The organism is Trinickia diaoshuihuensis, from assembly GCF_003390925.1.
In the GTDB taxonomy this organism is placed as follows: domain Bacteria; phylum Pseudomonadota; class Gammaproteobacteria; order Burkholderiales; family Burkholderiaceae; genus Trinickia; species Trinickia diaoshuihuensis.
Map to the genome: position 1 here is coordinate 93942 of NZ_QUBS01000033.1, position 22302 is coordinate 116243.

Below are 22302 nucleotides of genomic sequence, written 5' to 3' on the forward strand. Positions count from 1 at the left end.
CATCGCTCCTTGTCCGTTATGCCGCTTTGCGCGTGACGGCACCATCGCGGGCGAGCAAGGTCGCCGCGACGATGTCGTCGCTCAGGTCGATATTGAGCAGCCCTTCCTTCGTCACGATCAGCTTGAGGAAGTCGAACAAGTTGCGGGCGTAGAGCGAGGATGCATCGGCCGCGACCATCGCCGGCAAGTTCGTATGGCCGACGATGATCACGCCGTGCTTGGTGACGACCTTGTCCGGTTCGGTCAACGGACAGTTGCCGCCGCGCACGCCGGGCAGCCCGGCCAATTCGGGTCCGCGGCCCGCGGCCAAATCGACGATGACCGAACCCGGACGCATCGCCTGCACCGTCTCGGCGGAGAGCAGCGTCGGCGCGTCGCGGCCCGGGATCAGCGCCGTTGTGATGACGATGTCGGCGACCTTCGCCCGCTCGTGCACCTGCAAGGCCTGCCGCGCGAGCCACGACGGCGGCATCGGACGCGCATACCCGCCCACGCCCTCGGCCGCGTCGCGCTCCTCCTGCGTTTCGTAAGGCACGTCGATGAACTTCGCGCCGAGCGATTCGATCTGCTCTTTCACCGCCGGGCGCACGTCCGACGCCTCGATCACCGCGCCCAGACGCTTGGCGGTGGCAATCGCCTGCAAGCCGGCAACGCCCGCGCCCAGAATCAGCACGCGCGCGGCTTTGACGGTACCGGCCGCCGTCATCAGCATCGGCATGAAGCGCGGGTAAAGGTCGGCCGCAAGCAGCACGGCCTTATAGCCCGCGATGTTCGCTTGCGAGGACAAGACGTCGAGACTTTGCGCCCGCGTCGTGCGTGGCGCGGCCTCGAGCGCGAAGGCCGTGATTCCAGCTTGGGCCAGGCGGGCCGCGTTGTCGGCATTGAACGGTTCGAGCATGCCCACGAGCACCGCACCGCGCTTCATGAGCGCAAGCTCGGTTTCGTTCGGCGATTGGACTTTAAGGACGAGATCGGCGCTCAAGGCCGCGTCGGCTTCGACTAGCTCGGCGCCGACGGACGCGTACGCGTCGTCGGTGAAGCTGGCGGCCGCTCCCGCGCCGCGCTCGATGGTCACGCGATGGCCCGCTTGGACGTACTTCTTCACCGTCTCGGGCGTCGCGGCTACGCGCGCTTCGTGCGCGCGAGTCTCGGCTGGCACTCCGATGTGCACGTTGTATCCTCCTCACCTGCTCGTGATTGCGAGGACGGCGTCGACGTTTCCGGGCCGACACCATCGTTTTAATACGATTACACGGCTGCAAGAAAACGCTGGGCGCTGACTGCAAAGGGCCCATTGAATCGATACTGCGGCAACAAGGGGGCATGCCGAACGCGTCGGGACGGCAACCCGAACGGCACGCCGAGTGCCACTTTAACCGAAGTCGCCGCGTTCGATAGAAATGAGTGCCATAAACCGAAGTGAATGCTCTATTCGACGGGCAGACACCGAACCGGCCCGTCTACCCGGCAGCCCATCGCGCCAACCGGTAAAATGGCGGCCATGAAACAAGAACGCTGGACACCGCGCGTCACCGTGGCCGCCGTCGTGGAACACGAGGGCCGCTTTCTGGTCGTAGAGGAACATACGTCTGAAGGTTTGCGCATCAACCAGCCGGCCGGGCACCTGGAATCGGGCGAGACGCTCGTTGACGCCGTCGCACGCGAAACGCTCGAGGAAACGGCGCTCACGTTCGTGCCGCAGGCGCTGATCGGCGTCTACATGACGCATATCGACCGGCCGGACGGCCACGGGGCTACTTACCTGCGCTTCACGTTCTGCGGCCGGCATGCGGCACCGGCCGAGCCGCGCGCGCTCGATACGGGCATCGTCCGCACGTTGTGGCTGACGCCCGACGAGCTGCACGCGTCGCGGGCGCGCCACCGCACGCCGCTCGTGATGCGTTCGGTCGAGGATTACCTCGCGGGCCGGCGTTTCCCGCTCGATTTCGTGCATACGCACTCGGTCGGGCCTCCCAATGGCAAGTAAGAGCAGTCGGTCAATCGTTCAATGAGTAAGCAAAGAGTCGTGGTGGGGATGTCGGGCGGCGTCGATTCGTCGGTGACGGCATGGCTCCTCAAACAAGCGGGGTATGACGTCGTCGGCCTGTTCATGAAGAACTGGGAAGACGACGACGACAGCGAATACTGCTCCACGCGGCAGGATTGGATCGACGTCGTCTCGGTCGCCGATTTGATCGGCATCGACGTAGAGGCGGTCAATTTCGCGGCCGAATACAAAGAGCGCGTTTTTGCCGAATTCCTGCGCGAATATTCGGCGGGCCGCACGCCCAACCCCGATGTGCTCTGCAACGCCGAAATCAAGTTCAAGGCGTTTCTCGATCACGCGATGGCGCTCGGCGCCGAGACGATCGCCACCGGCCATTACGCGCGCGTGCGCGAAATCGACGGCCGGTTCGAATTGCTCAAAGCGACGGACTCGACCAAGGATCAGTCGTACTTCCTGCACCGGCTCAATCAAGCGCAATTGTCGAAGACGCTGTTTCCGCTCGGCGAGATTCCGAAAACCCAGGTGCGCGAGATCGCCGCCTCGATCGGCTTGCCGAACGCCAAAAAGAAAGACTCGACCGGCATTTGCTTCATCGGCGAACGGCCTTTCCGCGAATTTCTGAATCGCTATTTGCCGACCCAGCCCGGGCCGATGAAAACGCCGGACGGCAATGTCGTCGGCGAGCACGTCGGGCTCGCGTTCTATACGCTCGGCCAGCGCAAGGGCATCGGGATCGGCGGCAGCAAATCGGGTAGCGGCGAGCCGTGGTTCGTCGCCCGTAAGGACATGGCCGCCAACACCCTTTACGTCGTGCAGGGACACGACCACGAGTGGCTGCTCTCGCCCACGCTCGTTGCGGGCAATACGAGCTGGGTCGCGGGCGGCGCGCCTGTCGCGGGCACGCGCTTCGGCGCGAAGACGCGCTACCGGCAAGCCGACGCGGCTTGCGTGTTCGGCGCGCTCGATCAAAGCGCAGGCGAGGCGCGCTTCACGCTCTCGTTCGACGAGCCGCAGTGGGCGGTCACGCCGGGGCAGTCGGCCGTGCTCTATGACGGCGACGTCTGTCTCGGCGGCGGCATCATCGAATCCGCGCAAGGCTAGTGTCCCCTCCGGCGCCGTCTCCGATCGTTCCCGATTAAACTGGCGCATCTTTTCGACCACGGCAATCCCCGCGCCAGCGGCGTTCGCCGTTCAGGAGTGTGTCCATGTTTTCCCGTCGCTATTTCGCGATCTGGTGTGCTCTGCTGCTCGCTTTGGCCTGTGCGGCGCTCGCGGCGCGCCATACGATTTCCTGGCTTTGGTTCATCGTGCCGGCCGCATTGATCGCGCTCGGCTTATTCGATTTGCGTCAAGAGCGGCACAGTATCTTGCGCAATTATCCGATCGCCGGTCATCTGCGCTTTTTCTTCGAATTCGTCCGCCCCGAAATTCGCCAATATTTCGTCGAGGACGACACCGAGGAAAAGCCGTTTTCGCGCGCCCAGCGCAGCATCGTCTATCAACGCGCGAAGAACGAACCCGATAGCCGCCCCTACGGCACCGAACTCGACGTCAAAGCGGTCGCCCACGAATGGATCAGCCATTCGCTGGCGCCCACCAAGCTGCCCTCGCACGACTTTCGCATCATCGTGGGCCCCGATCGCGCGCAGCCCTACTCGATGTCGATCTTCAACATCTCGGCGATGAGTTTCGGGTCGCTGTCGGCGAACGCCATCCGCGCGCTCAACCTCGGCGCCAAAAAAGGCGGGTTCGCGCACGACACGGGCGAAGGCTCGCTATCGAAATACCACCGGGAACACGGCGGCGACATCATTTGGGAAATCGCCTCGGGTTACTTCGGCTGCCGTAACGAGGACGGCACGTTCAGCGCAGAGAAGTTCGCGCATCAAGCGCGCGACCCACAGGTGAAGATGATCGAAGTCAAACTCTCGCAGGGCGCCAAGCCCGGCCATGGCGGCGTGCTGCCGGCCGCGAAAGTTACGCCGGAAATTTCCGAGGCCCGCGGCGTGCCGATGGGGCAAGACTGCATCTCGCCGGCCTCGCACAGCGCGTTCTCGACGCCGCGCGGCCTGCTCGAATTCGTCGACCGGCTGCGCACGCTCTCGGGCGGCAAGCCGACGGGCTTCAAACTCTGTATCGGCCATCCGTGGGAATTTTTCGCGATCGCTAAAGCAATGCTCGAAACCGGCATCGTGCCGGATTTCATCGTGGTGGACGGCGCGGAAGGCGGCACGGGCGCGGCGCCGCTCGAATTCACCGACCACATCGGCGTGCCGCTGCAAGAGGGGCTTTTGCTCGTTCACAACACGCTGGTAGGCATCGGGCTGCGCGATAAGATCCGGATCGGCGCAAGCGGCAAGATGATTACGGCGTTCGACATCGCGCGCACGCTCGCGATCGGCGCCGACTGGGTCAACTCGGCGCGCGGCTTCATGTTCGCGGTCGGCTGCATTCAGGCGCAAACGTGCCACACGGGCCGCTGTCCGACGGGCGTCGCGACGCAAGATCCCGTGCGCCAGCGCGCGCTCGTCGTACCCGACAAGTCGGAACGCGTGTTCAATTTCCATCGCAACACCCTGCACGCGCTGCAAGAGATCGTGCAAGCCGCGGGACTCGCGCATCCGTCGCAGTTGCGCGCCCATCACATCGTGCGCCGGGTCTCGTCCCACGAGGTGCAATTGATGTCGGAGTTGCTCAAGTATTTGGAGCCGAACGACCTCGTCAACGGCAACTACCGGTACTCGCTCTACGAAAAATGGTGGCCGCTAGCGGATAGCGATTCCTTCTCGCCGAAGGCGCTCGCGCCGTTGGCGACCGCGTAAGCGCGGGGAAGGAACGGCAGCCCTGTCGATCGGCACGGCTGGAGCGCGGGTTACCCGTTGGGAAAGGTATCGATGAACGACTGGCGTTGCGAAAGCTTCGCGAAATGCTTGTCGAGATTCGGATATTTCTCGCGCCAATTGAGATCGGACATCCGAAAATCGAGATATCCGAGCGCGCAGCCCACGGCGACGTCGGCTAGCGAATAGTGATTGTTCGCGCACCAAGGCTTGCCTGCGAGCCCTTGCGACATCGCCACGAGCCCTTCCTCGATCTTGCGCCGCTGGCGGGCGAGCCAACCCTCGTTGCGCTGCGACGGGTCGCGCTGCGTGTCTTCCAAACGAATCAGCACGGCGGCATCGAGCATGCCGTCGGCGAGCGCTTCCCAGCAGCGCACCTCGACGCGCTCCCGGCCCGATTGCGGGATCAGCTTACCGACGGGCGACAGCGTGTCGACGTACTCGCAAATGACACGTGAATCGAATACGGCTTCCCCGTCCTCCATGACGAGGCACGGCACCTTGCCGATCGGATTGAACGTATGAATGGTCGTCTCTGGCGACCAGACATCTTCGAGCACGAATTGATAGTCGATCTTCTTTTCGGCGAGCACGATCCGCGCCTTGCGGACGAAGGGGCTCGCGAGCGAACCGATTAATTTCATCATCTGCCTTTCTCTCAAGAAAACGCCAGGCCGTCCGGATACGGATTGTCGCGTCCACCGCGTCGTGCGCGCGGGTTCGATCCGGGGGCCGGTGTGAAGTGCGAGAAAGAGTATAACGTCGCCGGCGGCCGAAACGGCGTTTGGCGCCGCCATCATATCGGTAGAACAAGCCGGGGCAGACGCTTGGCAGGTCCGATTGAGCAGTACAATCGCACGATGACTACGCCGACCGAATCCCCCATCGCCGTCTCCGTCCATCAAGCCCGGCGCGAGCGCCTTCTCGCCGCCATGCGCGCCGCGGGGGGCGGTGTCGCCCTCGTGCCGACGGCGCCCGAAGCGCTGCGCAATCGCGATACCGAATACCCTTATCGCCACGACAGCTATTTTTATTACTTGAGCGGGTTTTCCGAGCCCCAGTCGTTCATCGTCCTCGATGCGACCGCTCAAGCGGGCGAGCCGGCCTCGATCTTGTTTTGCCGCACGAAAAACGCCGAACGCGAAACGTGGGAGGGCTTCCATTACGGCCCCGATGCCGCGCGCGAGGCGTTCGGCTTCGATGCGGCGTTCCCGATCGAGGAAATCGATACGCAATTGCCGCGCCTCATCTCCGATACCCCGGCGCTGTTCTATGCGTTCGGCCGTTCGGCCGAACTCGACGGCCAAGTGCGCCGCTGGCTCGATGCGGTACGCGCGCAAGGCCGCAGCGGCGTGGCGGCCCCCGCCCGGCTCGTCGATATCCAGCCTGTGCTCGACGACATGCGCCTCGTCAAGGACGAGCATGAACTCGCGATCATGAGTCAGGCCGCACGCATTTCGGCGCAGGCGCATCGCCGTGCGATGCAGGTATGCCGGCCGGGCATGCGCGAATACGAACTCGAGGCGGAGCTGCTCTATACGTTTCGCCGCAACGGGGCGCAAGCGCCCGCTTACGGCTCGATCGTCGCGGCCGGCGCCAATGCCTGCGTACTGCACTACCCCGCCGGCAACGCCATTGCGCGCGACGGCGACTTGATATTGATCGACGCGGCCTGCGAACTCGACGGTTATGCCTCGGATATCACGCGCACGTTCCCCGCAAACGGCCGATTCTCGCCCGCGCAACGCGAACTGTACGACATCGTGCTGGCCGCGCAACGGGCGGCGATCGACGCCACACGCGCCGGCGTGAGCTTCGAGGCGCCCCACGACGCCGCCGTGCGGGTCTTGGCCCAAGGGCTGCTCGACACGGGCATCGTCGATCGCAGCAAGTTCGCATCGGTTGACGACGTCATCGCAGAGCGAGCCTATTCGCGCTTTTACATGCACCGCACCGGGCACTGGATCGGGATGGACGTGCACGATTGTGGCGATTATCGCGAACGCGCGGCGCTGCCCGATGCCTCGGGCGCCCTGCCTTGGCGCACGTTGCGCGCGTCGATGGCACTGACGATCGAGCCCGGCCTATATGTGCGCGCCGCGCCCGACGTGCCCGAACGCTATTGGAATATCGGCATCCGCATCGAGGACGACGCGATCGTCACCGACGACGGATGCGTCCTCATCACGCGCGACGTGCCGGTCGAAGCCGACGCCATCGAAGCGCTGATGCGCGAGGGCCGCGAATCGTCGTCGGCGGCATAGAGCCATGAGCGAGATTCGTCCTTTGCACGGCCCGCACGAATTCGACGTCACGATCGTCGGCGCGGGGCCCGTCGGCCTAGCGCTTGCCGCTTGGCTCGCCCGGCGCAGCGCCACCGCCGCGCTGTCGGTCGCGCTAGTCGATGCGCGCGATCCCGAGGCGGCCGCCGGCGATCCGCGCGCGATCGCCATTTCCGAGGGCAGCCGCATGTTGCTCGAACCGTTCGGCGCGTGGCCGGCCGATGCCACGGCGATCGAGCGCATCCACGTGTCGCAGCGCGGACGCTTCGGGCGCACGCTGATCGAACGCGACGAGCACGGCCTGCCCGCACTCGGTTACGTCGCGCGCTACGGCTCGATCGTGCATGCGCTCGCGGGTACCGTGCGCCGCACGGGCACGCACTGGTTCACGTCCTGCCGCGCATTGCCGCCCGAAGCCGAACCGGGTGCCGAGTTCGTCAAGCTGCCTATCGAAAGCGCCCACCTGCAGCGCACACTGAGCACGCGCATCCTGATCAACGCCGAAGGCGGAATTTACGGCGAGCCGCATGCCAAGCAGTCGGCCATCGACGCCGACCGGCCAAAGCCCGCGCGGCTCGCCGATAAATACGACACGCGCGACTACGGTCAAACGGCGATCGTCGGCACCGTAACCGTGTCGGCGCCGCAACCGCACGTCGCATGGGAGCGTTTCACGCATGAGGGTCCGATCGCGCTGCTGCCGATCGGCGGCGTGCGTCAGGCCGATTACGCGCTCGTCTGGTGCATGGCGCCCGAGCAGGCGGCGCGGCGCGCGGCATTGTCCGATGCGGCGCTGCTGGCGGAATTGGGCGTCGCGTTCGGCGAACGCATGGGCCGCTTTCAGGCGATCAAGGGCCGCGCGGCTTTTCCGCTCGGGCTCGTGGCCGCGCACACGCTCGTCGAGGGCCGCATCGCATCGATCGGCAACGCGGCGCAAACGCTCCACCCCGTGGCCGGACAGGGATTGAATCTCGGGCTGCGCGACGCGCACGCGCTCGCCGACGCGCTCGCGCACGCCGGGGCGACGCCGGACGCTCTTGCGCGGTTCGCACGCCGGCGCAGCGTCGATCGGCGCATCACGATCGGTGCCACCGATACGCTTGCGCGCCTTTTCACGGTCGATTTCGGCCCCTTGGCGGTGCTGCGAGGACTCGCGTTGACGGCGCTCGAATGCGTGCCGCCCGCCAAAACGGCGCTCGCGCGCCAGATGATGTTCGGCCAACGCCGCTGACGCGCGCCCGGCGCCCGCCGGCCGTCGCCGGACAGCGGCTGAGCAGTCCGTACCGATCCAAACGCCTCGGGTCGGCGGTTAACGGTAAAATACGCGTTTCCCTGGTCGCCTTCCCGCCCCCGCGCCTCTCGGCGCGGGCTGCTGCCCTCTTTTCATGATGCCAACGCTCGGCTCGCACACTCTGCGCAACAACCTATTCGTCGCCCCGATGGCGGGCGTGACGGATCGGCCGTTCCGCCAGCTTTGCAAGCGGCTCGGGGCCGGTTATGCGGTGTCCGAGATGGTCGCGTCGAATGCCCAGCTTTGGAAGAGCGAGAAGACGATGCGCCGCGCGAACCACGCGGGCGAGGTCGAGCCGATCGCGGTCCAGATCGCCGGCGCCGACCCGGCGATGATGGCCGAAGCGGCGCGCTACAACGTCGATAACGGCGCGCAGATCATCGACATCAATATGGGCTGCCCGGCCAAGAAGGTCTGCAACGTCGCGGCGGGGTCCGCGCTGCTGCAAAACGAGCCGCTCGTCGCGCGGATCGTGGAGGCTGTCGTCGCCGCCGTGGGTACCGGGCCCGGCGCGGTGCCCGTCACGCTGAAGATCCGCACGGGCTGGAATCGCGAGAATCGCAACGCGGTGCGAGTCGCCCGGCTCGCCGAGGCCGCGGGCATCTCGATGCTGACGGTCCACGGCCGCACGCGCGCCGATCTCTACCATGGCGAAGCCGAGTACGAAACCATCGCGGCCGTGAAAGCGGCCGTGCGCATCCCCGTGGTCGCCAATGGCGACATCGATTCGCCGCGGAAGGCGCGCGCGGTACTCGCGGCCACGGGCGCCGACGCCATCATGATCGGCCGCGCGGCCCAAGGGCGCCCGTGGCTGTTTCGCGAAATCGAGCATTTCCTTGCGACGGGCGAGCTTTTGCCGCCGCCGCGCATCGCCGAAATCCGCCAAGTGATGAACGAGCATTTAGAGGATCATTACGCGTTTTACGGCGAATTCACGGGCGTGCGGACGGCACGCAAGCACATCGGCTGGTACACTCGCGGCCTTTCCGGCGCCAATGCGTTCCGGCATCGAATGAACACGCTCGATACGACGCGCGAGCAGCTCGTCGCCGTCAACGCCTTTTTCGACGAGCAGCAAGCGCTGTCGGACCGCCTCGTCTACGTCGACGAGAGCCCGGCCGGGCCTACCCCGGCCGGGCCTAATCGCAACGAACCTTTAGCAGCATGAGCAAGCACAATATCGAACAATGCGTCCGCGACAGCCTGGGCATGTATTTCCAGGATCTCGACGGCGCCAACCCGCACGACGTGTATGACATGGTGATGTCGTGCGTCGAGAAACCGATGCTCGAGGTGGTGCTCGAGCGGGCGGGCGGCAATCAGTCGCTGGCCGCCGATTATCTCGGCATCAACCGCAACACGTTGCGCAAGAAGCTGCAGCAGCACGGCTTGCTGTAACGCGCCACCTCAAGTTCCTTTCCGGCCATCGTTTCCATCATGATCAAGCAAGCGCTCATTTCCGTCTCCGACAAGTCCGGCATCGTCGAATTCGCCCGTTCGCTCTCGACGCTCGGCGTCAAGATTTTGTCGACGGGCGGCACCGCCAAGCTGCTCGCCGACGCGGGTCTTCCGGTTACCGAAGTGGCCGACTATACGGGCTTTCCCGAGATGCTCGACGGCCGCGTGAAGACGCTTCATCCCAAAGTGCACGGCGGCATTCTCGCGCGCCGCGATCTGCCGGAACACATGGCCGCGCTGCAAGCGCACGACATCCCGACGATCGACCTGCTCGTCGTGAACCTCTACCCGTTCGTCTCGACGATCGCGAAAGACGAATGCACGCTCGAGGACGCCATCGAGAACATCGACATCGGCGGCCCGACGATGCTGCGCTCGGCGGCGAAGAACCACCGCGACGTGACCGTCGTCGTCGATCCGGCCGACTACGCCGCGGTGCTCGACGAGATGCGCGCGAGCGGTAATACGGTGAGCTACAAGACGAATTTCCGGCTGGCGACGAAAGTGTTCGCGCACACCGCGCAATACGACGGCGCGATCACGAACTATCTGACGAGCCTGACCGAGTCGCTCTCGCACTCGTCGCGCAACGCGTATCCGGAAACGCTGAATCTCGCCTTCGAAAAAGTGCAGGACCTGCGCTACGGCGAGAACCCGCATCAAAGCGCCGCGTTCTACCGCGACATCGCGATGCCGGCCGGCGCGCTCGCCGGATACCGCCAATTGCAGGGCAAAGAGCTCTCGTACAACAACATCGCCGATGCGGACGCCGCCTGGGAATGCGTGAAGACGTTCGATGTGCCCGCGTGCGTCATCGTCAAGCATGCCAACCCGTGCGGCGTGGCGGTGGCGCAGAGCCCCGCCGAAGCTTATGCGAAGGCCTTCCAGACCGATCCGACCTCGGCCTTCGGCGGCATCATCGCGTTTAACCGCGAGGTGGACGAAGCCGCGGCGCAGGCCGTCACGAAGCAGTTCGTCGAAGTCCTGATCGCCCCTTCGCTGACCGATTCCGCCAAACAAGTGCTCGCCGCCAAGCAAAACGTGCGCGTGCTCGAAATCGCGCTGGGCGCCGGTCAAAACGCATTCGACTTCAAGCGTGTGGGCGGCGGCCTGCTCGTGCAGTCCCCCGATGCGAAGAACGTACTGCCGCGCGATCTGCGCGTGGTCACGAAACGCCATCCCACGCCGCAAGAGATGGACGATCTGATGTTCGCCTGGCGCGTGGCGAAGTTCGTCAAGTCCAATGCAATCGTATTCTGCGGCAAGGGTATGACGCTCGGCGTCGGCGCGGGCCAAATGAGCCGTGTCGACTCGGCGCGCATCGCGAGCATCAAGGCGCAAAACGCGGGTCTTTCGCTGCAAGGATCGACCGTGGCGTCCGATGCATTCTTCCCGTTCCGCGACGGCCTCGACGTCGTCGTTGCGGCAGGCGCCACCTGCGTCATTCAGCCGGGCGGTTCGGTGCGTGACGACGAGGTCATCGCGGCGGCCGACGAGCACAACATCGCGATGGTCGTGACGGGCGTGCGGCACTTCCGTCATTGAGCATCGACAGACAGTGAGTCCGGCGATTCGCGTCGCCGCGCTGAACCCGGCTATGGCCGGGTTTTTTATGTGCATGCCTAATGCATTGATTCCCCTTCAATCGGTCTGATTCTTGCACCTAGCGCGGGCTGCCACTCATTCGCTGTCATGCTCAGCGTTTCCTCCGCCACCGGAGCAGACCGATGCACTACCCCCTCGTCGAGCCCGAAAAGCTCAGCGAAGCACAGCATACCTTCATCACGCAATTCGTCCGCACCATAGAGCTCGTCTCGGTGTGCAGCCGCGCGCTCGTCGGGGCGAAAGACACACATTCCCGCAATCTCGCGGCCAGCGACCCGTATGCGCAAATCGTCGGACTATCGTGCGGCGCGGACGTGGCGGGGCGCATGGATTGCGACCTGCCCTGCGAAGACGTTGCACAATTTGCAGAGTGCTATGTGCGCTCCGATATGCGCTTGCTCAATCGCACGCACGTCGGCGCGACGCAAACCGTACTGAACATTCATCGATATGCGACGGGACTCAAAGCGCTCGTATTCGATAAGTCTTTACTGAAACATCACCCCAGCCAATCCATTGTCGGTATCGTCTATAGCGCGTACGAGACGAATCTAAAACGGTTCACCGCATTATTTCCGACCTACTGGACGCAGTTCGGCTTCGGCTGCAGTATCGAGCGCGTGGACCACCCGGCCGTCGACGGTCTCGGAAGACTCTCTTCGCTCGAGCACGAAGTCGCCTTCTTACTCGCGCTGGGCCTCGATGCCGAAGCGATCGCTCACTTTCTGCCGCGCCTGCGCCCAGGCCCGGGCCTCGATGTCGATGCCGCGCTGTTCGGGCTCGCGGATAAGGCCGTCGCAGCCGGTGTCGCGGTTGCCGATCTGCGCGAGTGCCTCGTCGAGGCGCACGTTCATCAACGCATGCCCAAATCGTTTTTTGGTAAGGTCGTCGGAGTACCCATCTAGGAGCCCTTCGTGTCACGTCCACCTGCCCTTGGTCCGAACGCCTATCTCGTCGGCGTTGCCGGTAGCCGCGATATGCTGGATACGCCGGCGCTTCTGCTCGATCGAGCCGCGCTCGAGCGCAACATTGCAAAAATGGCCGCCACCGCCGAGCATCACGGCATCGAGTTGCGCCCGCATGTGAAGACCCACAAGTGCGCGCGCATCGCGCAAATGCAAATCGACGCGGGTGCGGTCGGCGTGAGTTGCGCGACGCTCGGCGAAGCCGAGGCGATGGTGCACGCCGGTATTCCCGGCGTACTCATCACATCGCCGGTCGTCACCACGAACAAGCTGCGCCGGCTCGCCTCGCTGGCGGAGAAGGCGGGACCGCGTCAACTCATGCTGGTCGTCGACGACGCGTGCAACGTCGCCGAGTTGGCCGTGCTCGCCGCCCGCCTCGCCTATCCGCTCGACGTCCTTATCGATTACCAATCCGGCTATCACCGCACCGGCGTCACCGACGTAGAGGCGGCCCTCGCACTCGCCCGCACGATCTCCGAAACGGGATCATTGAGGCTGCGCGGCGTGCAAGCGTACGGCGGACATCTTCAACATATCGCGGCGCGCGACGAGCGCAACGCCGCAGCCGCCCGACTCCGATGCGAGGTCGATGAAATCGTCCACGCGCTCGAATCGGCCGGCATGCCGATCGAAATCGTCACGGGCGTCGGCACGGGAACGCACGAGGCCGATGCGGCGGGAGGGGTCTTTACCGAAATGCAACCGGGCTCGTACGTCTTCATGGACGTCGAATACGCCAGGGTGCTTGGCAACGATTCGCTCGGCCCGCCGTATGAGACGGCGCTGTTCGTGCAGAGCGCCGTCGTCAGCACGCAAGCCCCCGCTTGGGTCACCGTCGATGCCGGCGCAAAAAGTTTCGCCACCGACAGCGTCGCGCCCGTCGTGGCGCGAGGCGTCGATGGGCCGTCGCAGTACGCGTTTTTCGGCGATGAACACGGCAAGCTCATCGTCGATGCCGAGCATCGCCCGCCGCTTGCGGCGCGGATCGAATTCACGACGCCGCATTGCGATCCCACCGTCAATCTGTACGACCGGTATCACGTCGTGGTGGACGACATGCTCGTCGATATCTGGCCGATCGACGCACGCGGCAAGCTCTGAGGCACCGCGTCGCCGGTCAATCCCGTCGATCGCGGGATCGATCGTCCGCCGTTGCGCCATAGGCGCGCGCCAGGGTTCGTTGTAGTATCTCGGGCACTTCGTCCGGTTTTTTTTCATGAGAATCCTAGGCATCGACCCGGGCTTGCGCGTTACGGGTTTTGGCGTCATCGAGCAAGTGGGTCAGCGTCTCACCTATGTGACGAGCGGCGTGATCCGCACCGCCGACAGCGATCTGCCCTCCCGTCTCGGCACGATTTTCGAAGGCGTGTCGGCGCTGATGCGCCAGCATACGCCCGACCAGTCGGCCATCGAAAAAGTGTTCGTCAACGTCAACCCGCAATCGACGCTGCTGCTGGGCCAAGCGCGCGGGGCGGCGATTTGCGCGCTCGTGGCCGGGGGCGTGCCGGTCGCCGAGTACACGGCGCTGCAATTGAAGCAAGCGGTCGTGGGCTACGGCAGAGCCACGAAAGAGCAAATGCAGCAAATGGTCGTGCGTCTGCTGAACTTATCGGGGGTACCCGGCACCGACGCCGCCGACGCGCTCGGCATGGCCATTTGCCACGCGCATGGCGGCAATACGCTCGACACGCTAGGCGGCATTGCTCCGGCTCTGGCCAAGAAAGGTTTGCGCGTGCGCCGGGGGCGACTCATCGGATAGTGCCACCGAGGGTCCGCTTCGATGCTACAGTTCGTGCTCCCTCGGCCAAACTACCTTTACGCTAAGCCTACTCCGCCATGATTGGTCGCATCGCCGGCATCCTGCTCGAAAAGAACCCGCCCCACTTGCTCGTCGACTGCAACGGCGTCGGCTACGAGGTCGACGTGCCGATGAGCACGTTCTACAACCTGCCGTCCGCCGGCGAGAAAATCGTCTTGCTCACGCAACTGATCGTGCGCGAGGACGCGCACTTGCTCTACGGCTTCGGCACCGCGCAGGAGCGCGCGACATTCCGCGAATTGCTCAAGATCAGCGGCATCGGCGCCCGCATGGCGCTGGCCGTCCTGTCGGGGATGAGCGTGCAGGAACTGGCGCAAGCCGTCACGCTGCAGGACGCGGCCCGGCTCACGCGCGTGCCCGGCATCGGCAAGAAGACGGCCGAGCGGCTGCTGCTCGAGTTGAAGGGCAAGCTCGGCGCCGATTTGGGTGCGGCGGCGGCCGGCGTGTCGCCGTCCGATCATGCCTCCGACATCCTGAACGCTTTGCTGGCCCTCGGCTACTCGGAAAAGGAGGCGCTGGCGGCGATCAAGAACGTCCCGGCCGGGACCGGCGTTTCGGAAGGCATCAAGCTCGCGCTCAAGGCGCTATCGAAAGCGTAGCCGGTACGAACCCGCACCGGGCGTAAGCGGCCGGTGCGCGCGGTACAATGGCAAGCATGATCGAAACCGACAAGCTTGCCAGCGAGCGCATCATTGCCGCCACCCCCGCCTCGTCGCACGAGGAAGCGTTCGAGCGCGCGCTGCGTCCGCGCCAACTCGATGAATACGTCGGGCAGGAAAAGGTGCGCGGGCAGCTCGAAATCTTTATCGAAGCGGCCAAACGGCGCTCCGAAGCGCTCGACCACGTGTTGCTGTTCGGGCCGCCGGGGCTCGGCAAGACCACGCTCGCGCATATCATCGCGCGGGAGATGGGCGTGAATTTGCGCCAAACGTCGGGGCCGGTTTTGGAACGCGCGGGCGATCTCGCGGCGTTATTGACGAATCTCGAAGCGAACGACGTTCTTTTCATCGACGAAATCCACCGGCTCTCGCCTGTCGTCGAGGAAATCCTGTATCCCGCGCTCGAGGATTACCAGATCGACATCATGATCGGCGAGGGCCCCGCCGCGCGCAGCGTCAAGCTCGATCTGCAACCGTTCACGCTCGTCGGCGCGACCACGCGGGCCGGCATGCTGACGAACCCGCTGCGCGACCGTTTCGGTATCGTCGCCCGCCTCGAGTTCTACGATGCCGAACAGCTTTCGCGCATCGTGCGCCGTTCGGCGGCGCTGCTGGGTGCGCAAATTCACCCGGACGGTGCGCTCGAGATCGCCAAGCGCTCGCGCGGCACGCCGCGGATCGCGAACCGGCTGCTGCGGCGCGTGCGAGACTACGCGGAGGTCAAGGCCGATGGCGCGATTACGGCCCGCATTGCCGACGCGGCGCTGGCGATGCTCGACGTCGACCCGGTCGGCTTCGATCTGATGGACCGCAAGCTACTCGAAGCGATCTTGCACAAATTCGACGGCGGCCCCGTCGGCGTCGACAATTTGGCTGCCGCGATCGGCGAGGAGCGCGACACGATCGAAGACGTCCTCGAACCTTACCTGATCCAGCAAGGCTTCCTGCAACGCACCCCGCGCGGACGCGTGGCGACGCTGGCCGCATACCGCCACTTCGGCCTCTCGGCGCCCGATGCGCAAAGCCCCGTCCGCAATCTGTGGGACGACGCGGGGGGCGCGTAAGCGCGCCGCAGGCAGCGAAGCGGCGAGGCCACCGAGCGATGTCCGAACCGGCGAACCAGGGCAGCAATGGCTCCGACACCGCGGATCCGGCGTTCGTCATGCGCCTGCGCCAACGGATCTCGCAGGGCGTGCTCAGCGTAACGAGCGGCAGCGGTCCGACGCTCGATTATGCGCATCCGCCCGGCGACCCGGGATTATTCGGCCCCGAGACGATCTGCTGGCAAGTCCATGCCGATTTCACGTCGATGATGATCGGTGGCATCAGCGCGTTGATGCTGCAAGCGCTGCATCCTTTGGCGCTCGCGGGCGTTTGGGACCACTCCACGTTCCGCACCGACATGCGCGGCCGCCTGCGGCGCACCGCGACTTTCATCGCCGGCACGACCTACGGCTCGCGCGCCGACGCGCTCGCGCTGATCGAGCGAGTCAAACATATCCATCTTTCCATCACGGGTGCCGCACCCGATGGCAGGCCTTACCGGGCGAGCGATCCTGCTTTGCTGACCTGGGTGCACGTCGCGGAGGTATCGAGCTTTTTAGCGGCGCATATCCGCTATGTGAATCCGTCCCTGTCCCTCGCCGATCAAGACCGCTACTACGGTGAAGTGGCGTTGATCGCCAAGCTGCTCGGCGCTGGCCAGGTGCCCGAAACACGGGCCCAAGTCGCCGAATATCTGGCGTCGATGCGCGGACAACTCGAGGCGGGGCCACGCACGGAGGAAGTCGTCCGCATCTTGCGCCATGCCGCGGCGCCCGAGCGAGCGCTTTTGCAGCCCGTAGTACGGTTGATGTTCGACGCGGCAGTCGATTTGATTCCCGCTTGGGCGCAGCCCATGCTCGGCTTCGGCCCGCTCGCCAGAATGCAGGCCGCCCTGGCCCGGCCGGGCGTGCGTCTCCTGAGCCCCGTCGTTCGATGGGCACACGTCAACGCCGTTTCGAAACGCGCGAGACGACGGGCGGCCGCATCCCCGGAAGCGTAGATTTTGGGATGGTTATCATTCGCGCGTAGTAACGAATGGTCGCTTCACACAGCGCCGCTTGCGTTTGCTATACTCGCCGATGAGTCGGGAGTGCTGTCCTAACAGCGCGTTGGAGCACTGTTCCACCTGGCTTACCAACTTTGACGGGTCGCCCTTTGGGCGGCCCGTTTTCATTTGTCGTGTTATCCGCGTGTATCTAACGTATCTTGACGAATCCGGAACGCCTGGCGACCGAACCACCCGGTTTTTTGTACTGGGCGGGGTCATGGTGTTTGAGCGCCAAACTCATTGGCTCGAACTAGAGTTGGATGCGATCGCTGACCGGTACCAGCCGCAAGCCGGCGGCCGGTATCTAGAGCTACATGCGGCCCCGATGCGCAATCGAAAAGAAGGTTGGGAAGGCATCTCAGCGACGGATAGGGTGCAAGCCACGGCGGATGTGCTCCGGCTTTTGAAAGCGTCCCGGGCCCGACCTGTGATCTTTGCCGCCGTCATAGAAAAAGGCCAAATGTTGAGAGCGGCCGACATATTGCCCTACTGCTACGAGGTGGTCGCCGCCAAAGTCGATCTCTTTCTCGCTCGGAAATACCGTCAACGCAAGGAAGCCGCGCGTGGCATTCTCGTACTCGACCGAAATCGCGACGAAGAAGCCAATATGCAGGCGTTACATCGGACGTTCAAAAATATCGGGCATACGAACGGCAAGCTGCGAAACTTCGCCGAAGTGCCCCTATTCGTCGATTCAAAAGCGACACTCACGCGTACCCTTTCCCTCCCGCACTCGCTGCGCGGCCCGCCACCGCTTATTTTGCGCGGGGTGAGCCATCGGTGCTGCATCCACCTATCCCGCGAATCGCAGAAGACGCGGTTATAACGCCATGATCCACTAACGCGCCCCACCCGCCTTCGCCAACCCATCGTCCTCGCTTGCGCCGCTCAAATGCGCAACGTCGGCCCAAGCAAGCACGGTGGCCTTTCCGTCTTCATCGAAGTCGACCGTATTGATGCTCGTATTGAGCAACGGATAATCACGCGGCGCATCGAGCGCGAGCCCGTGAGCATAGCGGTAGATACAATCGAGCACGCCGCCGTGCGTCACGCAAGCGATACGGCCGCCCCGGTGCTGCGCCACGATCGCGCCGACCGCATGAACGATCCGGTGATAGAACGCGCGCACTGATTCTCCGCCGGCTGGCGCAAACCCAGGGTCACGCGTTTGCCAGCGCGCATAGTCGTCGGGATAACGCTGAGCGATCTCGTGACTGTCATGGCCCTGGAAAATCCCGTAAGCCCGCTCGCGCAAGCTGTCCACGAGCTGCGGAACGATCCCGAGCGCATCGGCCGTCGGCTTCGCCGTTTGCTGCGCACGTTGTAGATCGCTCGAGTAGATCGCATCGAGCCGCATGCCGTCACGCGCTTCGCGCATGAAGCGCTCGGCGAGACGCTGCGCCTGCTCGATCCCGCTATCGGCGAGCGGGATGTCGATGTGCCCTTGGATCCGCTTCACGCGATTCCAAGGCGTTTCTCCATGTCGGATGAAAAGAACTTGCGTCGGCATCAAGAGCGCGTCGAGGGAGAGATTAAGGACGTGTTTGCAGCCAAAACGTCACGGGCCCGTCGTTGATCAGCGACACCTGCATCATCGCCCCGAACTCGCCCGTCTCCACGATCGGATGGCGTGCGCGAGCCGACGCGACGAAGTAGTCGAACAGACGCTCGCCGTCCTCGGGCGCCGCCGCCGGCGTGAAGCTCGGCCGCAAGCCGCTCATCGTATCGGCCGCCAACGTGAACTGAGAAACGAGCAGCAAGCCGCCCGCGCGGCCCGCCCCGTCGATATTCGATATGGGCAGGTTCATTTTGCCCGCGGCGTCGCTGAACACGCGATAACCGAGCACCTTCGCCAGCAATTTGTCGGCGCTCGCCTGCGTATCGCCGCGCTCGGCGCACACGAGCGCAAGCAGCCCGGGTCCAATCTCTCCCGTAATGCGCTCGCCCACGCGCACGCTGGCCTGCGATACACGTTGAATCAGGGCGATCACAGCAGCATTGCGCTATCGGCGCGGTACCGCGGGGTGGTCGGCAGACGCAACCAGGACACGAGCATCTCCTTACGCCGTCAGCGTCACGCGCGCGAATCGGCGTTTGCCGACCTGCACGACATATTCACCGGCCTCGACCTTGAGGCCCTTATCAGAAATCACCGTGCCGTCGATTCGCACACCGCTTTGTTCTACGTTGCGCAGCGCCTCGCTCGTGGACGCCACCAGCCCCGCTTGCTTGAGCAATTGGCCGATCGCGAGCGGCGCACCCGCGAGGGTGACCGACGGGATATCGTCGGGCACGCCACCCTTCGCGCGGTGGTTGAAGTCGTCGAGCGCGCGCTCGGCGTCGGCCTGCGAGTGGAACCGTGCGACGATTTCCTGCGCCAGCAGCACCTTGAAGTCGCGCGGATTGCGCCCTTCTTGCGCCTCGCGCCGGAAATGCGCGATTTCGTCGAGACTGCGGAACGACAGTAGCTCGAAATAGCGCCACATCAAGTCGTCCGAAATGCTCATGATCTTGCCGAACATATCGGCCGGCTTTTCGCTGATGCCGACGTAGTTGTTCTTCGACTTCGACATCTTCTCGACGCCGTCGAGGCCCTCCAGCAGGGGCATCGTCAAAATGCACTGCTGCTCCTGGCCGTATTGCTTCTGCAACTCGCGGCCAACGAGCAGGTTGAACTTCTGATCGGTGCCGCCCAGTTCGAGATCGGCGTTCAGCGCGACCGAGTCGTAGCCTTGCATCAACGGGTACAAGAACTCATGGATCGAGATGGGCACGCCGCCTTGGAACCGCTTCGTGAAATCCTCGCGTTCGAGAATACGCGCGACCGTGTAGCGCGACGCCAATTTGATCATGCCATCGGCACCCAGTGGCATCGACCATTCGCTGTTGTAGCGGATTTCGGTCTTTTCGCGATCGAGCACGAGGGCGGCCTGCTCGAAGTACGTCTTGGCGTTCGATTCGATTTGCTCGCGCGTGAGCGGCGGACGCGTTGCGTTGCGCCCCGAGGGATCGCCGATCAGCGACGTGAAATCGCCGATCAGGAAAATGACCGTATGGCCTAAGTCCTGCAATTGACGCATCTTGTTGAGCACGACCGTATGGCCGATATGGATATCGGGAGCGGTCGGATCGAGGCCCAGCTTGATTCGCAGCGGCGTGCCCGTCGCCGCGCTGCGGGCGAGCTTCTGCGCGAACTCTTCCTCGATCAGCAATTCATCGGCGCCGCGCTTGGCGACGGCAAGCGCATGGCGAACCTCGTCCGTGATCGGAAAGGGCGAGGCGGGCTTGGACGTGGACTCGGTGCTCATTGTGCGCAATCGGTTGATCCGGGTGTCGGATGGTGCAAAAGCCTCAATTGTCCCATATCTGACGCGGCGGCTGACGCGTTCATGCGGCCCTTAGCAGATCGGGCCGTTCTCGCGGATAATCGGTCCGGCGAGAAAAGCGCGCATGCGCTTGCCTCGGGCCGCTAAGGTCCGCAACCCAGACGAGGAGCAACAATTGGCCGCGAGCGCGACTCAAAAGGACGCCGACAACGTCTATTTCGGGCTGATGTCGGGCACGAGCATGGACGGGGTCGACGGTATCGCCGTCGAGTTTCGGGCGGACGGTCCGCCGCGCGTGCTGGCCGATGCCTTCGTCGGTTTCGCCGACGGTCTACGCGACGCGCTCTTCGCCTTGCAGCAACCCGGCGAGAACGAAATCGAGCGCGAGGCGCTGGCCGCATCGGCGCTCGCGGCACGCTATGCCGTATGTTGTCACGAGTTGCTGCGCAGCGCGAACATCGCGCCCACGCGCGTACGGGCGATCGGCGTGCATGGCCAAACCGTGCGCCACCGCCCGGAAAAAGGCTACACGCGCCAGATCAACAATCCCGCGCTGCTCGCGGAGATGACGCATATCGACGTGATCGCCGACTTCCGCAGCCGCGATGTCGCGGCCGGCGGGCAAGGCGCGCCGCTCGTCCCGGCGTTTCATGCTCAGGTGTTCGGAGCGCAGGACGAAACGCGCGTCGTTTGCAATCTCGGCGGAATCAGCAATATCACGATATTGCCGCCGGCGCGCCTGCGCGCGGGTGCGGCGGGCGGCGGGACCGACGGCGAGGCCGTCCGCGGTTTCGACTGCGGGCCCGCCAACGTGCTGCTCGACGAATGGGCGCGGCGTCACTTGGGCACGCCCTACGACGAAGGCGGTCGATTCGCGGCCAGCGGCACCGTGCACCAAGCGCTATTGAACGTGTTGCTCGACGAACCGTTTTTCGGGCAGGCTCCGCCCAAAAGCACGGGCCGCGATCTGTTCAACGAAAAGTGGCTCGACGCCAAACTGGCCGGTTTCGAAATGCTCGCGCCCGCCGATGTGCAAGCGACGCTCGCCGCGCTAACCGCCGTGAGCATCGCGCGCGACATCGAACGGCACGCGCCGGGATGCCGGGCCGTCTATGTATGCGGCGGAGGTGCGCGCAATCCGGAACTGCTCAAGGCGCTCGAACAGGCGCTCGAGCACAGCGGAGTCAGCGGCGTGCCCGTCATGACGACGGAAGCGCTTGGCGTGCCGCCGCATCACGTCGAAGCGCTGGCTTTCGCCTGGCTCGCGATGCGTTGCACGCAGCGGGCGGCCGGCAACTTGCCGGCCGTGACGGGGGCGGCGGGGGAGCGCGTGCTGGGCGCGATTTACCCGCGCTGAGCGCGGGCCCCGCTCAGCGATCGGTCAAACCGAGAAAGACGAGCCGCAACCGCAGGTGGTCGTGGCATTCGGGTTCTTGATCACGAACTGCGCGCCGTTGATATCGTCCTTATAGTCGATCTCGGCGCCGACCAGATATTGGTAGCTCATCGAATCGATCAACAATTGCACGCCACCTTTATTCATGACGGTGTCGTCTTCGTTGATCGCTTCGTCGAACGTGAAACCATACTGAAAGCCCGAGCAGCCGCCGCCTTGCACGAACACGCGCAGCTTCAGGTCGGGGTTGCCTTCCTCGTCGATCAGTTGCTTCACTTTGTCAGCCGCCGCGTCCGTGAAGACGAAGGGGCTCGGCATTTCAGTCACGGCGGTATCGGTGACGGCGTTCATTCGAACTCTCCAAAAAAGCTTCTAGCGCTATTGTATGGCCCTTCGGCAACTCGTGCTCTGCCCGTCTTCGGTAACCCTATGAATGCAATGGGTTCTCGAGCACGCAGGCATGAGCCAGGGCGATAGCCTGACTGGCTCGCCGCGACGGCGCACGCACCGCAAAACGAAAAAGCCGCCGTGCGCATGCAACGGCGGCTCTTTCGGCGGCGC

General features: G+C 64.3%; 22 protein-coding genes. 16 read left to right on the forward strand and 6 right to left on the reverse strand.

The window, feature by feature from the left end; all coding sequences use genetic code 11:
- Positions 1 to 16: 16 nt before the first annotated feature.
- Positions 17 to 1171, reverse strand: a complete 1155-nt coding sequence (locus tag DXT59_RS09605; protein WP_116136676.1) for a Re/Si-specific NAD(P)(+) transhydrogenase subunit alpha — start codon at positions 1169 to 1171, stop codon at positions 17 to 19.
- Between the two features lie 330 nt (positions 1172 to 1501).
- Here DXT59_RS09605 and DXT59_RS09610 point away from each other — a divergent pair, with 330 nt between their 5' ends.
- The 3 genes from DXT59_RS09610 to DXT59_RS09620 all read left to right on the forward strand — a co-directional run bounded on the left by DXT59_RS09610 (position 1502) and on the right by DXT59_RS09620 (position 4830).
- Positions 1502 to 1987 carry an NUDIX hydrolase gene (locus DXT59_RS09610; protein ID WP_116136779.1) on the forward strand — a complete coding sequence of 162 codons (486 nt, stop codon included), beginning with the start codon at positions 1502 to 1504 and terminating at the stop codon, positions 1985 to 1987.
- 21 nt (positions 1988 to 2008) lie between these two features.
- On the forward strand, positions 2009 to 3109 hold the full coding sequence (gene mnmA / locus DXT59_RS09615) for a tRNA 2-thiouridine(34) synthase MnmA (RefSeq protein ID WP_116136677.1): 1101 nt from the start codon (positions 2009 to 2011) through the stop codon (positions 3107 to 3109).
- Between the two features lie 104 nt (positions 3110 to 3213).
- Positions 3214 to 4830: an FMN-binding glutamate synthase family protein gene (locus DXT59_RS09620; protein ID WP_116136678.1), complete on the forward strand. Its 1617-nt coding sequence runs from the start codon at positions 3214 to 3216 to the stop codon at positions 4828 to 4830.
- 50 nt (positions 4831 to 4880) lie between these two features.
- Here the strand turns inward: DXT59_RS09620 and DXT59_RS09625 are convergent, their stop codons facing one another.
- Entirely contained in the window at positions 4881 to 5495 is a 615-nt protein-coding gene (locus tag DXT59_RS09625) for a glutathione S-transferase N-terminal domain-containing protein (RefSeq protein ID WP_116136780.1), read from the reverse strand.
- A 213-nt stretch (positions 5496 to 5708) separates the two neighbouring features.
- Between DXT59_RS09625 and DXT59_RS09630 the strand changes: the two genes are divergently transcribed.
- The 12 genes from DXT59_RS09630 to DXT59_RS09685 all read left to right on the forward strand — a co-directional run bounded on the left by DXT59_RS09630 (position 5709) and on the right by DXT59_RS09685 (position 17845).
- Positions 5709 to 7112 carry an aminopeptidase P N-terminal domain-containing protein gene (locus DXT59_RS09630; RefSeq protein WP_116136679.1) on the forward strand — a complete coding sequence of 468 codons (1404 nt, stop codon included), beginning with the start codon at positions 5709 to 5711 and terminating at the stop codon, positions 7110 to 7112.
- A 4-nt stretch (positions 7113 to 7116) separates the two neighbouring features.
- Positions 7117 to 8361, forward strand: coding sequence for a UbiH/UbiF/VisC/COQ6 family ubiquinone biosynthesis hydroxylase (locus DXT59_RS09635; protein WP_116136680.1), 1245 nt, complete (start codon positions 7117 to 7119; stop codon positions 8359 to 8361).
- A gap of 157 nt (positions 8362 to 8518) precedes the next feature.
- Complete coding sequence (gene dusB, locus DXT59_RS09640; RefSeq protein WP_116136681.1) at positions 8519 to 9589, forward strand: tRNA dihydrouridine synthase DusB; 1071 nt, start codon at positions 8519 to 8521, stop codon at positions 9587 to 9589.
- Positions 9586 to 9819 carry a Fis family transcriptional regulator gene (locus DXT59_RS09645; protein ID WP_102609481.1) on the forward strand — a complete coding sequence of 78 codons (234 nt, stop codon included), beginning with the start codon at positions 9586 to 9588 and terminating at the stop codon, positions 9817 to 9819. Before dusB ends, DXT59_RS09645 begins: the two co-directional genes overlap by 4 nt.
- 39 nt (positions 9820 to 9858) lie before the next feature.
- Entirely contained in the window at positions 9859 to 11424 is a 1566-nt protein-coding gene (purH, locus tag DXT59_RS09650; protein WP_116136682.1) for a bifunctional phosphoribosylaminoimidazolecarboxamide formyltransferase/IMP cyclohydrolase, read from the forward strand.
- A gap of 182 nt (positions 11425 to 11606) precedes the next feature.
- A complete protein-coding gene (locus tag DXT59_RS09655; RefSeq protein ID WP_116136683.1) occupies positions 11607 to 12389 on the forward strand; it encodes a hypothetical protein in 783 nt (260 codons plus the stop codon).
- 9 nt (positions 12390 to 12398) lie between these two features.
- Entirely contained in the window at positions 12399 to 13550 is a 1152-nt protein-coding gene (locus DXT59_RS09660; RefSeq protein WP_240324457.1) for a DSD1 family PLP-dependent enzyme, read from the forward strand.
- A gap of 115 nt (positions 13551 to 13665) precedes the next feature.
- Positions 13666 to 14208, forward strand: coding sequence for a crossover junction endodeoxyribonuclease RuvC (ruvC, locus tag DXT59_RS09665; protein ID WP_116136685.1), 543 nt, complete (start codon positions 13666 to 13668; stop codon positions 14206 to 14208).
- A gap of 77 nt (positions 14209 to 14285) precedes the next feature.
- Positions 14286 to 14867, forward strand: a complete 582-nt coding sequence (gene ruvA, locus DXT59_RS09670) for a Holliday junction branch migration protein RuvA (protein ID WP_116136686.1) — start codon at positions 14286 to 14288, stop codon at positions 14865 to 14867.
- Positions 14868 to 14923: 56 nt separating this feature from the next.
- Positions 14924 to 15991 carry a Holliday junction branch migration DNA helicase RuvB gene (ruvB, locus tag DXT59_RS09675; RefSeq protein WP_116136687.1) on the forward strand — a complete coding sequence of 356 codons (1068 nt, stop codon included), beginning with the start codon at positions 14924 to 14926 and terminating at the stop codon, positions 15989 to 15991.
- A 38-nt stretch (positions 15992 to 16029) separates the two neighbouring features.
- Positions 16030 to 16971 (forward strand): oxygenase MpaB family protein, encoded by a 942-nt coding sequence (locus DXT59_RS09680; protein WP_116136688.1) that lies wholly within the window; start codon positions 16030 to 16032, stop codon positions 16969 to 16971.
- A gap of 79 nt (positions 16972 to 17050) precedes the next feature.
- On the forward strand, positions 17051 to 17845 hold the full coding sequence (locus DXT59_RS09685) for a DUF3800 domain-containing protein (RefSeq protein ID WP_240324461.1): 795 nt from the start codon (positions 17051 to 17053) through the stop codon (positions 17843 to 17845).
- Between the two features lie 12 nt (positions 17846 to 17857).
- On the opposite strand, the gene DXT59_RS09690 is transcribed toward DXT59_RS09685, so the two are convergent.
- From DXT59_RS09690 to tyrS, 3 genes are all read right to left on the reverse strand, one after another.
- Entirely contained in the window at positions 17858 to 18529 is a 672-nt protein-coding gene (locus DXT59_RS09690) for a histidine phosphatase family protein (RefSeq protein ID WP_116136690.1), read from the reverse strand.
- A 22-nt stretch (positions 18530 to 18551) separates the two neighbouring features.
- The gene (gene dtd, locus DXT59_RS09695) at positions 18552 to 19010 is read right to left on the reverse strand and encodes a D-aminoacyl-tRNA deacylase (RefSeq protein WP_116136691.1); all 459 of its coding nucleotides are present in this window, start codon (positions 19008 to 19010) and stop codon (positions 18552 to 18554) included.
- Between the two features lie 69 nt (positions 19011 to 19079).
- Positions 19080 to 20327, reverse strand: a complete 1248-nt coding sequence (gene tyrS, locus DXT59_RS09700; RefSeq protein WP_116136692.1) for a tyrosine--tRNA ligase — start codon at positions 20325 to 20327, stop codon at positions 19080 to 19082.
- Positions 20328 to 20469: 142 nt separating this feature from the next.
- Here tyrS and DXT59_RS09705 point away from each other — a divergent pair, with 142 nt between their 5' ends.
- On the forward strand, positions 20470 to 21702 hold the full coding sequence (locus DXT59_RS09705; protein WP_116136693.1) for an anhydro-N-acetylmuramic acid kinase: 1233 nt from the start codon (positions 20470 to 20472) through the stop codon (positions 21700 to 21702).
- A gap of 24 nt (positions 21703 to 21726) precedes the next feature.
- Here the strand turns inward: DXT59_RS09705 and erpA are convergent, their stop codons facing one another.
- Positions 21727 to 22092, reverse strand: a complete 366-nt coding sequence (erpA, locus tag DXT59_RS09710) for an iron-sulfur cluster insertion protein ErpA (protein WP_116136694.1) — start codon at positions 22090 to 22092, stop codon at positions 21727 to 21729.
- Positions 22093 to 22302: the final 210 nt, after the last annotated feature.